This window comes from uncultured Porphyromonas sp. (genome assembly GCF_938023125.1).
Lineage (GTDB): Bacteria > Bacteroidota > Bacteroidia > Bacteroidales > Porphyromonadaceae > Porphyromonas.
This window is the reverse complement of the sequence record NZ_CALHDW010000018.1, coordinates 1-15151: the sequence shown is the minus strand read 5'-3', so window position 1 is coordinate 15151 and position 15151 is coordinate 1. Positions and strand designations below refer to the sequence as shown.

General features: G+C 48.3%; 5 protein-coding genes, 1 pseudogene and 1 CRISPR repeat array. All 6 genes and pseudogenes read left to right on the top strand.

Features of this window, described 5'->3' with window-relative positions; genetic code table 11:
- The first annotated feature begins 23 nt into the window (after positions 1–23).
- Complete coding sequence (locus Q0090_RS06240) at positions 24–4040, top strand: choice-of-anchor J domain-containing protein (RefSeq protein ID WP_297948801.1); 4017 nt, start codon at positions 24–26, stop codon at positions 4038–4040.
- 276 nt (positions 4041–4316) lie between these two features.
- Positions 4317–5150, top strand: a pseudogene (locus Q0090_RS06235) (IS30 family transposase); the annotation flags it as partial.
- Positions 5151–5365: 215 nt separating this feature from the next.
- Positions 5366–6412 carry a transcription antitermination factor NusB gene (gene nusB / locus Q0090_RS06230; protein WP_297948799.1) on the top strand — a complete coding sequence of 349 codons (1047 nt, stop codon included), beginning with the start codon at positions 5366–5368 and terminating at the stop codon, positions 6410–6412.
- Between the two features lie 29 nt (positions 6413–6441).
- Positions 6442–7200 (top strand): lysophospholipid acyltransferase family protein, encoded by a 759-nt coding sequence (locus Q0090_RS06225; RefSeq protein WP_297948797.1) that lies wholly within the window; start codon positions 6442–6444, stop codon positions 7198–7200.
- Between the two features lie 9 nt (positions 7201–7209).
- Complete coding sequence (locus Q0090_RS06220; RefSeq protein ID WP_297948795.1) at positions 7210–7701, top strand: MGMT family protein; 492 nt, start codon at positions 7210–7212, stop codon at positions 7699–7701.
- 52 nt (positions 7702–7753) lie between these two features.
- The gene (locus tag Q0090_RS06215) at positions 7754–11044 is read left to right on the top strand and encodes a DUF2723 domain-containing protein (protein WP_297948793.1); all 3291 of its coding nucleotides are present in this window, start codon (positions 7754–7756) and stop codon (positions 11042–11044) included.
- A 151-nt stretch (positions 11045–11195) separates the two neighbouring features.
- Positions 11196–15095: a CRISPR direct-repeat array (repeat unit 32 nt; unit sequence GTTTCAATTCACGCACCCCTAAAGGGTGCGAC).
- Positions 15096–15151: the final 56 nt, after the last annotated feature.

Sequence of the window (15151 nt, the reverse complement as noted above, 5' to 3'; positions counted from 1 at the left end):
AGTGTTAATACAAGAAACTCAATATGAAAAGAAAACAATCCTTTATTACTGCACTGTTACTTCTCGTGCTTACTACCTTTGGGTGGAGTTTTTCCGCTCGTGCGCAGGGGGCTAGCGAGGTTAATTGGGGCGAGTTATCAGACACAACACCTCTGTCTGATTTATCTATTACTTCCCAATACAAGGAAGCTCTCATTGGGGGTGCGTGGAAGAATCTGACAAATAACTTTGCTGGGGCAAAATGGATTGGATCGTACAAAAACGACCGCTTCCAAATGTCCATTGGCACATTTAATCTCAAGGGTAAGGGCCCTTATCACACCTATTTAGTCTCTCCAGCACTCTCTCTTGGTGCTATTAAGGGTAAGAAACTCTCTTTTGAGTTTACGAATTCAATGGGTAAGGGTACTATATCTCCTCTGAAAGTACTGCTCGTGAAGAAAACGGGTGAGGTAATCAAAGAGGTCACTACTGTGCAGGGGGCTGTGGATGAAAATATATCTACGCTAACTGCACATACTGCCGTCATTCCTAATGATATAGACGGAGCGGGTTTCCTCGCATTTTATGCTACGGGAGACTATGATAATAGGGCAGCCTATATGGTTAAGAATATAGAGATTACGGATGGAGGTGCCGCTTCGGAGCCATCTATCGTGGCTAATCCTAATAAGTTGGACTTCTATGATGTGCCCATAGATACATCAAGTGATGCTAAAACAATCAATGTATTGGCAAAGAATTATACGGGCGCAATTACCATAACTAAAGAGGGGGATGCAGCCAATGACTTTGTCGTAAATCCACTCTCTCTTATGGATGCTGGTGGTGCAGTTACCGTACAATTTGCACCCAAGACAGTAGGGGATAAGTCCGTTACTCTTGTCTTTACTGCTGGTGCAAAAAAAGCACAAGTTACCCTTGTTGGTAAGGGTACAAATTCAAGTGGGGGTGCCCCTAGTCTTACGGCAGATCCTACGGAATTGAAGTTTGCCCTTACTCAACTAGGAGCGACCTCTCAACCACAGACAGCCTCTATTACAATTTATGGATTTATGGGTACCCCAACGTGTGAGATAACAGGCGTGGCGAAGTCTGACTTCCTAATTCAGGGCACATCGGGCAATCTTTCTTCTTCTGGTGGGGCTGTTTCTGTTGTGTTCAAGCCCACTATGGCAGGTGAGCGCAAAGCTGCTCTCAAGGTTTCTGCGGGCACAGAGGCTATAGAGGTGCTTCTCCGTGGTGAGGGTGGCACAGAGGGTGCTGGTGGCAGTACACCTGTTGAATCTGCCTTTGAAGCCCTCAAAGACAACTTCTTCTATGAATTTGATGCCAACGATAAACCTCTAAAATGGGAAACGAAGGGTACCATCACGAAGCTACAAGGGAGTGATCGATACAACTCAAGTAGTCAGTTTGGGGTGGGGATTGCCACTGCCGCTGGTGAGACTGGGTATATTAAGCAAGTTGTTGTTTTAGATAAGGCTGGTGAGGCTGGTAATAAGGTAATTAAAGAGGGCAATGAGCTAGAGGGGCTTATCCACTACCAAACGGTGGAGAGCGCGTTGGAGTCTGGCCCTTTCCGCTTGGCTTGTCAATGGTTGGATGCCGAGGGGCGTGAGATTACTACAGATACCGAAAAAGGGTTGCTCAATAACGATAAGCTCTTCTTTGGTCGTGCAAAGGCTTATGGAGAGTTCAAGTTCCATACGGTTTGTCCCAAGGGGGCTGTGAAGTTTGTATTTTCTCTAGAGGTTGCTCCAGAGAGCAAGGTCTTTGTAGATGACTTTGGGCTTACTTGCCTTGATAAGTCTGGCATGATGAAGCCTTTTGCAACTATCTTGCCTCAGTATCGCACTATCTACGGTAAGATAGGAGAGACCAAAGAGTATCCCATAGCAGTGCAGATAAAGCACTTTAACGCATCTATTACACCCAACTTTAGTGGTACAGATGCGAGCAATGTACTCAAACTAAAAGATGCTACAATGCTAGGGAAGGATCAAACTCTTGCTACCAACTTGCAAGTAACTCCCACGGCAAAGGGGGCTTTCTATATGGATAAGGCAGGTGCTTATAGCGTTGCTCTCAATGGGGGGGATGATACGGCTCAAGGTACGCTTGCTCTCACCGCTTTCTTTATTGATCCCAAGACGCCTCCCACGATGAAACTAAAGACGCCTACTGAAGCTGTGGCTATGACTGCCGCTCCTGGAAAGACGCAAGAACAGACGTTTACATTTGATATTTCAGGGGTTATCACGGATGTGAAGCTGGCTATTAAGCAGAAAGAAAATGGGGCATTCCGCATCAATAAGGGGCTTTTCTGGTACTCTTCTACTACGGGTAAACTATACGATGGCCCCGTTATTGTTACTTTTGCGCCTAAAGTAGAGGGTGAGTATGAGGCTACGCTAACACTCAGCTCTCCAATGGCACAAGACCTTGTAATTAACTTGAAGGGAAGCAGCAAAAAGCCCGATGGTAATGTCATTGTTGAGAAGTTCACGGCAGACAATCCTAAGGATGCACGATTTACTGGAGATGCTTGGAAGGGCTACCATAAGTTCGACCAAGGGTATTGGTATCTCGATGGCACGTGGAATAAAGCGAGCGACATAACGCTCAAAAATAAGGGGGTGCTTTACTATGACGAGGTGTTGCCTACGGGTATTGAATCTCTATCCGTACAGCCAAGTACTGCGGCAGATCAGCTAACTCTTGAGTATTCTATTGATGGTGGTGGGCACTGGATTGCGTCTGATAAAAAAGCGGTAGCGGGAACCTTTACCCTTGCGACAAAGCGTCCAACATTGGTACGATTTATCAATACAGGGGTAGAGACTACTTTAAATGAAGTAGCTCTTGCTCCCAATAAGGAAAACGAACGCCAAACGTTTAAGGGAATTGAAGAGGCTATGCTTCTTAAAGTGGACAAAGCACCTCTTGCCCTCCTCAATGAAACCTTTAATGGGTACCGTCACACGCGTATTTTGAGCATCCCTGGTTGGCAAAACCTTATGCTACTTGCTGAGCGTCCTTTCTACGGATTCCAGCAAAAGAATGCCACTCAAGATGTTGTTGAGAATGATGTAGTTCAAATTTGTTTCCTTGCCTATGGTAAGGTAGATGATCGTCCTCACCACACGTGGTTACTCTCGCCCACGCTTTCATACAAACAAGCGAAGAGTAAGGTACTCACTTTCCGTATGCAGTACCGTAATCCGATTGAGAATGGACAAGAAAAGTTCGGGTTGTACGTTATTACGGAAAAAGAGGGTGTAGCTCAATCTACCTATGTAGACCTCACGAAGTTTGTGCCTATGGGGGTACAAGTAGAGCCTAATATTTGGTTTGATTATTATATAGATCTCTCTAAGGTAGAGGGGCTTGTTATAGACGACCTCTTCCACGTAGGATTCTCGTTCTCATCACCTGTCGGGGGCAATAAAACAAGCCTCAATATTATGATAGATGATGTGACTTTTGGTCGTGATGATTTGCCCTCTATTACGGTGGATAAAGACCTTCTTGCTTTTGAGTTTTATCCTGGTCAGAAGGCAGAGCCTCAAGCATTCAATGTAAAGACTACAAATGCAAATTCTCCTGTTACACTCTCTCTTGTGCCCTCTCGTCTTAAGAGTACGTTCTTAATGGCAAAGACCCAATTGCCTAAGGAGGGTGGAGCCGTTGCTGTCGGTTTTAAGAGTGATTCTAAAAAGGATGTCGCAGGTATGTTGCTCGTGCAAACACGAGGTGCGGAGCCTAAAGTGGTGCGTCTTTTCGGTAAGAATCTTACGGCAATAGAAGATATTGCTACGGAGGCTCCCGTAACCGTTTATCCTACCACAGCTCACGATGTGTTGCACGTAAAGGGATACTACCAAAGCTATAGTCTCTTTACCCTCTCGGGTGAGTTGATTGCAAGTGGCGATGCTACGGATAGCATTTATATTGGTTCTCTTCCCTCTGGTCGTTACCTTGTACGTCTCTATGTAGAGGGTGTAGGCTACAAACCTTTTGTGGTAGAGAAGCAGTAAAAGGAACTTAATGCTCCCTGTGGTTTTGGCTATAGGTGAGCTCTATTGAATCCCCCCCCCCTCTGGGTTACTCTTCGCTTGTGTGAGTAGCTCTTTGGGGGGAGTTGTATTTTCCAGTTGTAAGTGCAACGCTTAGATAAACAAAAACCACCCTGGGGCTAGCCCCAGGGTGGTTGAACTCAAAAAGTTTATATTTGCGTTGAATATGAAAAAATACAACCACTTGAGCCAAGAGCAAAGATACACAATTGATCGACTTCTCAAAAGCAAGGCAAGTCCTATTCTTTCATTGCAGAAACTATTGGAGTGGCCACTAGTACTGTCTCTAGAGAGATCCGTAGGAATCAAACCCCTCGCGGAAGATATTCGTATCGGCAGGCGGAGACATATGCCTCGGAACGCAAAGAATGGCGTTATTATCCGCGCAAATTCACCCCGAAGATGCGGCATGAAGTCGAACAAATTATCCGGCAGCAACAATGGTCACCCGAACAAATTGTAGGACGCTTTCACTTCGAGGGAATTCCCATTGTGGGCAAAACCACCCTATACACCTTTCTCCATAAGGACAAAGAGAGGGGTGGGGACCTCTATCGCCATACGAGACACCATCTAAAATACCGTCACAAGCCTTTAGCTTCTCCCCAAAAAGGGAAATGGGGACGGCGAAAAAGTATAGACGAGAGACCGGACTGCATTGACCGTAAAGAGCGTTTTGGAGATTTCGAAATGGATCTTATCATCGGGGCTCAGCAACGAGAAGCCATCCTTACTCTGACCGAGAGAAAGACGGGGTATGCCATCATTGAAAAGCTGCCTAATGGCAGGAATGCCAAATCGTTGGCTCGGGTCGTTAATCGGAGTTTGGCTTACTTCAAGAGGATGGGATTGTTGCATTCCATAACGACGGACAACGGATCGGAATTTATGGCTTTTAGATCCATTGAGAGGGCGCTCCGTATTCCCGTCTTTTTGGCCAAACCCTATTGTTCCACAGACAAGCCCCATGTTGAATTGCTCAACAAACTCATTCGAGACAATACATACCCAAAGGAACTTCGTTCAAAGATGTTGATGACAAACAAATACGAAATATCAGGATGCTGCTAAACAACAGACCTAGGAAAAGTTTGGACTTTAAATCCCCGAATGAAGTCTTAGCATTACTTTTGTCACACCGTTGCACTTGATACTGGAATCTGCAGCCCCAGCTTCTTTTGGGGAATAGTATTGTAGAGAACCTAGAAACCGCTACCTTTGTACTCCCGTAAGGGGGTGGGTAAAAGTGCCCTTTTCCCCCTGCGATGGATTGAAATAGAAACTCAATGATCAACCGAACGCTCATTCGCATCCGTGTGTTGCAAGAACTCTTTGCTTATTACCACAATCCTGGGAAGCAACTTGCTGAGGCGGAAGCCCAATTGACCACTTCTAACGAGAGAACCCACGACCTCTATCTATACCTTCTGACTCTTGTACCCGCCCTGACTCGCTTTCATCAAGCGCGTTTGGAGCGACGTCGCAATAAACTCTTGCGCACCGAGGAGGATATTAACCCCAATATGCGCTTGGCTAATAATCGCTTGGCACAGGCGATTGAGGCTAGTACTACACTACAGGAGTTCATCCGTGAGCGTGGGCTTATCTGGTCAGACGATGATAGACTCTTGTCCAAACTCCTTGATGAGATCTTGGCGAGTGATCTCTATAAAGAATACATAACCTCAGCTCCCGATACCTTTGCTGCCGATGCCAAGTTTTGGGTGCAGGCTTTTTCTGCTTATACCTTCCGCAACGAAGAGCTCGACGAATTCCTCGAAGGGCTTTCGCTCTACTGGGATAATCCTTTGGGTGTAACCGAAAAGATAGAGGTAGAAGACAAGGTAGACATAGACGAGGTAGACGAGGTAGTAGCCGGACTTAAGGGTACGGAGTATTACCACGCTGTACGGCTTGCCTCCAGTCCGGTAGAGATTGAGAAGGAGTTTGCCCTCAAGAGTATGCGTAAGGCAAAGCCTGATACCTCTTTCGATGAGGTTATTATTCCGGCTTACAAAGATGAGGAGGATACGAACCTCGCAGTCGAATTGCTCCGAACCACTATTGTGCACGAGGACGAGTACCGCGAGATTATCAATAAGAATCTCAGGAATTGGGATATGGATCGAGTGACCGATGTGGATATGATTATTCTGCAAATGGCACTTGCGGAGCTACTGTCGTTCCCCACGATTCCCACCACGGTAACGCTTAATGAGTATATCGAACTTGCAAAGATCTACTCCACGGCAGAGAGTGGCGTCTTTGTTAATGGTTTGCTAGACTCCGCCCTGCATCAGTTGCGAGACGAACGTCGCATCCTAAAGTACTAAGGATAAGAAGATCAATAAATCCTCCTCTCATGAAGAAACTGCTGCGGGCTCTCTATCTCGTTTACTATTGTCTCGTGGCTGCACCCTTGTTTGTTGTAGCAACCATCTTGCTCTCTACAATTACGGTTATAGGGTGTGCCTTGGGTGGGCGACGTATCTTTGGCTACTGGCCCGGAGTCTTCTGGTCTCGCATTGGCTTGGTGCTTTCTCTGTGCCCTACTCGGGTGGTGGGGCGCGAGTATATCCCCAAAGATCACAAACCTTGTGTGGTGATGGCCAACCATCAGGGTGCCTTCGATATCTTTATGATGTATGGCTTGCTCCCTATCCCCTTCCGTTGGGTAATGAAGGCGAGCCTGCGTAAAGTGCCTTTTATGGGTAAAGCCTGCCAGATGGCCGGATTTATTTTTGTAGATGACCAAAAGAAGGGATCCATCCAGGAGACAATGGAGAGTGCAAGACAAGTATTGAGCGAGGGTACTTCTATTTTCATCTTCCCCGAGGGGAGCCGTACACTCACGGGGCGAATGGATCGCTTCAAAAAAGGCGGATTTGTATTGGCGCATGAGTTAGACGTCCCTATTATCCCGGTCTCCCTTGATGGTTCTTATCAAGCCCTCCGTGCAGGGACACGTTGGGTCCATCCCACTCGCCTTACTCTTACCATTCATCCTCCCATTCATATTGATAAAACGGGCGAATATCCCCGCAATATGCTACAAGCCTTGGATGAGGTGCGTAGCGCCATAGCCTCTGCGCTCCCCGAGGAGCAAGAGACTCTCTCGTAAGGGGTGGCTATGTCCCTATTTTTACTTCCCTTCTTGGGTGGGATTGAGCTTGAGACCTCCCCTAAGTCTTGGCATTTGGTGGCACCTCATGTGGAGCTCCCTCCCTGCCCCCAAGAGACTCGCCTGAGTACCCTTTATTCTTTCGATCTCCATCTTGAGGTACCCCTCTCTTCGGACGAACGGGAGGTGTTAGCTCTTCTTGCGGTTGCTCGACCCGAGTTTACTGAGGTGGCGGCTTCTCCCTTCCGCAAGGCTGTGTGGCGGGCGATAAGGTCTGTTCCTCTAGGTGAGACGGCTACCTATCAAGCCCTCGCTCGGACTATTGGTAGCCCTGGAGCGTTGCAAGCCGTGGGCACGGCTGTGGGGGCTAATCCCTTTGTTTGGGTGGTACCATGCCATCGGATTGTACGGGCCGATGGGCGTCTGGGCAACTTCGCTTTGGGCTCCACTCTCAAGGCGGCACTGCTCCTTTGGGAGCGTCGGGTGCTTGCTCTTCGCTAATTCTCAACTATCTTTGTACCCAATGTAATAGGGTATTTATTTACCATATAGTATGGAATGGAAATCTTTTAGAAAGATCAATTGTGGTTTAGGATGGCTCACATTTGCCGTTGCAGCCATAGTTTATCTCTTGACTATTGGTCCCTCAGCTAGCTTGTGGGATTGTGCTGAGTTTATTGTTACTGTGCGTAATCTGGAGGTGGGGCATCCCCCCGGCGCTCCTTTCTTTATGCTTGTGTATAACGCAGCTACGCAGGTAACGAGCGATCCCATGAAGGTAGGGCTAATCTGTAATGCCGTGAGTGCTTTACTCAGTGCCTTCACTATTTTGTTCCTTTATTGGACCATCACTCATCTAGTGCGGCGGCTTATCGCTCCCGGGGTGCGTACGGGATTCACCTCAGATGGCAAGCCGGCTCACCTCACCAAAGCTCAGTCTATTGCTATTTTTGCTTCGGGCGTTGCCGGGGCATTGGTCTATACATTTAGCGATACCTTCTGGTTTAGTGCCGTGGAGGCGGAGGTGTATGCCTTTAGTTCTTTCTTCACAGCCCTAGTCTTTTGGCTGATGCTGGAGTGGGAAGAGCACGCCGAGAAGCCCGAGTCCGATCGCTGGCTTGTGCTCATTGCTTACTTCATGGGCTTAGGTATCGGGGTGCATCTCCTCAATCTTCTTTGCATCCCTGCCATGGCATTGATTTACTACTATAAGAGGACTAAAACCCCCTCTATGAAGGGTGCTATTGGAGCTGTTTTGCTCTCCTTCGTCCTCATTGTGGTGATGATGTATGGTATCATACAGGGTACTGTAAAGATCGGGGCGGCATTTGACCTCTTTGCCGTAAATACATTGGGATTGCGCTTCAATAGCGGCTTCCTCTTCTATGTTATCCTTCTCTTGGGCGTGCTGGCATGGTCGGCATGGGAGTTCTATCGTGGCAAGAACGAGCGTCGTAGCCGCATCTTGCTACTCTGTAGCTCTATCTTGATGGGGATCCCCTTCATGTCCGATAGCGTATGGGTGTGGTTGCTCTGCCTTGGTATCCTAGTTTGGCTGACCCTCTTCAACAAAAAGGTGTCGCAGCGTGTGATGGGGCTTTTGCAGATTTCTATGGCTGTAATTGCCATCGGGTTCTCTTCCTATGGTGTGATCTTGATTCGCTCTGTGGCAGATACTCCGATGAATGAGAATAGCCCCAACAATGCCTTGTCGCTAAAGAAGTATCTCAATCGTGAGCAGTATGGCGATAGGCCCCTGCTCTATGGACAAACGTTTGCCTCTAGGGTGATGCGCTACGAGCCGACCAAGAAGGTGATAAGTGCCGCCCCCAAGTCAAACCCCAACGACCCCGATCGCTATATAGAGCTCTATATGGAAGAGAAGCCGGTTTACACCAATCAAACCCTCTTCCCAAGAGCTTATTCCTCGGATCCTAACCATATTGCTAGTTACAACAGCTGGATGGGTCGTAGCGAAGAAGACCTCTCTCAACCCACTTTTGTGGAAAATCTGAAGTTCTTCTTCGGCTATCAGGTCAACTATATGTACTGGCGCTATTTTGCATGGAACTTTATAGGACGCCAAAACGACCTCTACGGTGATGGTTCCAACCTCCGAGGCGGTGTCTCCACGGGGCTTCCTTTCATTGATAATATAGTATTGGGGAGTGGAGACGACCTCCCCGATGAGATTGCAGATAACCGAGGGCATAATGTCTACTATCTGCTCCCTTTCATCCTCGGTATCTTGGGGATTGTATTCCAATTGATGCGAGGTGCGCGAGGGATACAGAGCTTTTGGGTTGTCTTCTTCCTCTTCTTTATGACGGGGTTGGCCATTGTTATATACATCAACCAAACCCCCGGGCAACCCCGTGAGCGAGACTATGCCTATGCCGGTTCGTTCTATGCCTTTGCTATTTGGGTAGGTATGGGTATCGCCGGGCTTTACTACCTATTGCAGCGCCTAAAGCTCTCGCCCATGGTGAGCGCAGCTATTGGGGCTGTGGTGGCAGTGCTGGTCCCCCTCCAAATGGCGGGTCAGAACTGGGACGATCACGACCGCTCCGGCCGAACCGTTGCCTCCGACTTTGGCTACAACTTTCTGATCGGGTGTCAGCCTAACGCAATTATCTTCGACTTTGGAGATAACGATACCTTCCCGCTCTGGTATGCTCAAGAGGTAGAAGGAGTACGCCCCGACGTGATGGTGGCCAACCTAAGTTACCTGGGCGGCGAGTGGTATGTGGATCAGATGCAGCAGCAACTCTACGATGCGCCTCCCATGCCTCACCGCTTCATGACCCCCGATTTTTACTACAGAAATCCCTTTGCCTTTATACAAGAGGGGCCTCTACTTCCTCTAGATAAGGCGCTGGAGATGGTCGTTCAATCCCCGGGGTATGGTCAGGCCGTATTACCTTCGAATCAACTTTTGCTCCCGCTGGATCGGTCGATGCTGGCTAAGCGTTATCCCCTCTTGGGCGATAGCTTGCCCGGCGAAATGCTTATCGACCTCTCGGGGAGTCGGATTGCCGGGCGAGATAAGCTCGCTATCCTCGATTTGCTCGGGGCGAACAGTTGGCAACGTCCTCTCTATTGGGCACGTTCGACACCCATCAACGCCTTTACCAATCTGCCTAATTACCTCACGGCTGATGGTATGACTTGGCGCCTCAACCCCATCTCCGTGATAGGCACTCCCTATGAAGAAGATGTTGAGCATGAGTACGATCTCGTGATGAATAAGTACCGTTGGTTTGGAGCTAGTGACCCCAATATCTACTTCGACGAGAATATCCGCAATACGATTAGTGGCTACTATCGTGGTATGCTCTTCCCCTCTTTGGCCAATGCGCTACTCGCTAAGGGTGATAAGAAGCGTGCGTGCGAGGTTTTGGAGAAGTGCTTCAAGGAGATCAATCCTAAGGCAGTCCCCTATTCGCGCAACGAGCTTATGCTTGCCGATGTCTGCTATAAGGCAGGGCTTACACAGCGAGGGGATGAGATTGTTTCGGATGTAATGTCCAAATATATGCGCAAGATCCGTTGGCTGATGAACCTAGCCATGGGCGGACAGAGATTGCAAAAGATGTTCTTCCGCCACTACAGAGATGGCGTGGTAGACGAGACTTTCTCCGTGGCTCGCCTTGCCTTGCAAGTGGCACGGAGCCATGGATCCAAGGTGGTAGACCACGAAGCGAATACGCTGGAGGGCTTTATCCGGATGATATACGGAGACGAGTCCGCTCGTGGAGCCGAGCAAGCCGAAGCGGCACAGCCCACTCCTCAGCCCACCGATAGTGTGTTGCCTCAGGAGGATGTAGATAAGAATACTCCCTAAGATCCTGCGCAACTTCTAAGAATACAAATCACCCCTCTTAAGAGTAGATACTCGCCCTAGAGCGAGCTCCCTTGAGAGGGGTTCCCTTTTTCTGTACTTATGGAAGAAGGATGCACCCATACTTCAATTCCGCATAACGCTCATTATATCCGTTTCAATTCACGCACCCCTGAAGGGTGCGACTAATAGAGGGCCTCGGGATTAGCTCCTCCCGACCCGTTTCAATTCACGCACCCCTAAAGGGTGCGACGTTGAGGAGCTAAAGGTACGAGGGTATGATGCCGTTTCAATTCACGCACCCCTAAAGGGTGCGACATGTCTTTAATCACAAGTCCTCAGTCTATCGGCTGTGGTTTCAATTCACGCACCCCTAAAGGGTGCGACTCGAGGGGCTGCAGAACAACATCCAAAAGCTGCAGGTTTCAATTCACGCACCCCTAAAGGGTGCGACTATAGATACAACCCACCACATAAATAGATACCATGTTTCAATTCACGCACCCCTAAAGGGTGCGACCGTTGTTTCGTTGTTGTTTGATTTATGCTCTTATGTTTCAATTCACGCACCCCTAAAGGGTGCGACATTGAGTCGTAGGTAGTGTAGATGTAAAATAATCTTGTTTCAATTCACGCACCCCTAAAGGGTGCGACCGCAGCGGGCTAAATAATTACATGATATGAAGCGATAGTTTCAATTCACGCACCCCTAAAGGGTGCGACTCATTGAAATAGTCAATAAGCATACATGGCTCGGTTTCAATTCACGCACCCCTAAAGGGTGCGACTGCCGCCTCGGGTGCCGCAGCCCTATTTGGCGAGGTTTCAATTCACGCACCCCTAAAGGGTGCGACTAAGATACTCGGGTGTATAATCGGAGAGGATACGGCGTTTCAATTCACGCACCCCTAAAGGGTGCGACCAAAACTTGCTGTACGGTCAGACTTTTCAATAGTCGTTTCAATTCACGCACCCCTAAAGGGTGCGACCTAGGCTCTTTATTACTAGGACTTGGGTCGCTAGGTTTCAATTCACGCACCCCTAAAGGGTGCGACGTTATCTATGCTAGATTGCATTTGTTGCATCTGCTTGTTTCAATTCACGCACCCCTAAAGGGTGCGACGGGCTTTTTATGCCCCTCTTTGTGTGTTACTTAGGTTTCAATTCACGCACCCCTAAAGGGTGCGACCACGTGTCATATACAACGATTACGATACCTACTCCGTTTCAATTCACGCACCCCTAAAGGGTGCGACAGCCTTACAACTTGCAAAAGCAAGGAGGATAGCAAGTTTCAATTCACGCACCCCTAAAGGGTGCGACACACTATTATGTCCAAAAATGGAATTTATTAACGTTTCAATTCACGCACCCCTAAAGGGTGCGACAAAATTAGGCTAGATTATGGGGCTATACAACAAGTTTCAATTCACGCACCCCTAAAGGGTGCGACTTTGGGGGCGTGAGTCGCCCCTGCTTACCCGCGTTGTTTCAATTCACGCACCCCTAAAGGGTGCGACGATACCCAACGAGTCTGTATTATACTTTACATCGGTTTCAATTCACGCACCCCTAAAGGGTGCGACCCCATAAGATGCTCTCCATACTCTGTCCCCTTGTTGTTTCAATTCACGCACCCCTAAAGGGTGCGACTTGCGGCAAGACTCAATAAAGAGAGCAGCACAGACGTTTCAATTCACGCACCCCTAAAGGGTGCGACACATTATAGATACCAATCAAGGATCACTACTCAAGTTTCAATTCACGCACCCCTAAAGGGTGCGACACGGCTCGCGTCAGTACCTCCTTGAGGCTAAGGATGTTTCAATTCACGCACCCCTAAAGGGTGCGACTGCTCATTCCCAGCATATGGTATACAATGTTTATAGTTTCAATTCACGCACCCCTAAAGGGTGCGACTGCAATTCCAACGCCACAAAGGTAATACACAATTGCGTTTCAATTCACGCACCCCTAAAGGGTGCGACCATAATTTCTTCGCTAAAGGATCTAACAAAAAAAGTTTCAATTCACGCACCCCTAAAGGGTGCGACCGACATAAGCGTATGCCATGCTCTCCGCCTCGGTGTTTCAATTCACGCACCCCTAAAGGGTGCGACGGTATTGGACAAGTCCGCTGCTTGTGTTGCCCCATAGTTTCAATTCACGCACCCCTAAAGGGTGCGACATTGGTCTCTCGTCCGTAAGCTCCAAAATATCAGTTTCAATTCACGCACCCCTAAAGGGTGCGACCGTGCCTTTACCTCCTACTCGGTCTATAAGCCATGCGTTTCAATTCACGCACCCCTAAAGGGTGCGACGAGTATTTTACAGTAGTAATATATTGCATGTATGTTTCAATTCACGCACCCCTAAAGGGTGCGACGGTCTACTTCGAAAGTCGTACGTTACAACTCTGAGTTTCAATTCACGCACCCCTAAAGGGTGCGACTGAGGGAATTTTCCCCTTTTGTTCTCGTAAAAACCGTTTCAATTCACGCACCCCTAAAGGGTGCGACAGTCGTGAACGGAACGTTATATTGATCCTCTACGTTTCAATTCACGCACCCCTAAAGGGTGCGACTTCGCAACGGAGCTCGTGTCTGCAAGTGTCACCGAGTTTCAATTCACGCACCCCTAAAGGGTGCGACGTTGTCTATGCTGATGAGATCATAGCCTACGGAGGTGTTTCAATTCACGCACCCCTAAAGGGTGCGACCCATTGTAGCGGTCGTGGATTTACATCAAGAGGGTTTCAATTCACGCACCCCTAAAGGGTGCGACGGGTATCTAACATTGACAACAGTCTTGTAAGCAGGTTTCAATTCACGCACCCCTAAAGGGTGCGACTCAAATTATCAATAATACTAGTAAGATAAAGAGAGCGTTTCAATTCACGCACCCCTAAAGGGTGCGACTCAGCGATTCTCTTGCAGGCTTTCTTGATTTTTCTAGGTTTCAATTCACGCACCCCTAAAGGGTGCGACAATGAGTTTTTGCAAGAATTATGACAACACAAGAGGTTTCAATTCACGCACCCCTAAAGGGTGCGACCTTGCGCACGGGTATTGTCGTCAAGGCTAGCAGTGTTTCAATTCACGCACCCCTAAAGGGTGCGACGTCATCCGGCAAGCCCTCGGGCAACGTGTCCGAGGGTTTCAATTCACGCACCCCTAAAGGGTGCGACTTACTTAACGTAACAACAGAGCTTAATCACTTACGAGTTTCAATTCACGCACCCCTAAAGGGTGCGACGCCGATAGGATTGCATCCACTTCGGGCAACGCCATGTTTCAATTCACGCACCCCTAAAGGGTGCGACCTTGCTAAGGCTCAAGCCTTTAAGGCCACCCAGGTTTCAATTCACGCACCCCTAAAGGGTGCGACGAACGGGTGGGTTGTTGTAGTGTATAAGGCTATCAAGGTTTCAATTCACGCACCCCTAAAGGGTGCGACTACCACCTACATCCAAGTTCAAATAGTTTTTTCTGTTTCAATTCACGCACCCCTAAAGGGTGCGACACCACGAGTGGGTAAACTTAAAGCCAAATTCAAGCGTTTCAATTCACGCACCCCTAAAGGGTGCGACAGAGCCTATCGACTTAACCTACACGACCGAAATGTTTCAATTCACGCACCCCTAAAGGGTGCGACTCCGAACAAATCTCGAACAAACCCCTCATCAATAGTTTCAATTCACGCACCCCTAAAGGGTGCGACTACCTTTTACTTGGCTTGATGTTGTGCCAGGCGATGTTTCAATTCACGCACCCCTAAAGGGTGCGACAATCTAGCATAGATAATATAAAGGCCGATACGGAGTTTCAATTCACGCACCCCTAAAGGGTGCGACTATCCAAAGAAACAGCAGAGCCGTATTGTGTATTAGGTTTCAATTCACGCACCCCTAAAGGGTGCGACTTCTTCTTATTGGGATTATGCCTATAACCCCTTAGTTTCAATTCACGCACCCCTAAAGGGTGCGACTTCAGCATCGGTTTTAAGATGATTATCCCATTCGCGTTTCAATTCACGCACCCCTAAAGGGTGCGACTCCATAAGATGCTCTCCATACTCTGTCCCCTTGTTGTTTCAATTCACGCACCCCTA

Coding starts and splice junctions, on each gene's coding strand:
- Q0090_RS06240 (WP_297948801.1), top strand. CDS start 24: ATGAAAAGAAAACAATCCTTTATTACTGCACTGTTACTTCTCGTGCTT.
- nusB (WP_297948799.1), top strand. CDS start 5,366: ATGATCAACCGAACGCTCATTCGCATCCGTGTGTTGCAAGAACTCTTT.
- Q0090_RS06225 (WP_297948797.1), top strand. CDS start 6,442: ATGAAGAAACTGCTGCGGGCTCTCTATCTCGTTTACTATTGTCTCGTG.
- Q0090_RS06220 (WP_297948795.1), top strand. CDS start 7,210: ATGTCCCTATTTTTACTTCCCTTCTTGGGTGGGATTGAGCTTGAGACC.
- Q0090_RS06215 (WP_297948793.1), top strand. CDS start 7,754: ATGGAATGGAAATCTTTTAGAAAGATCAATTGTGGTTTAGGATGGCTC.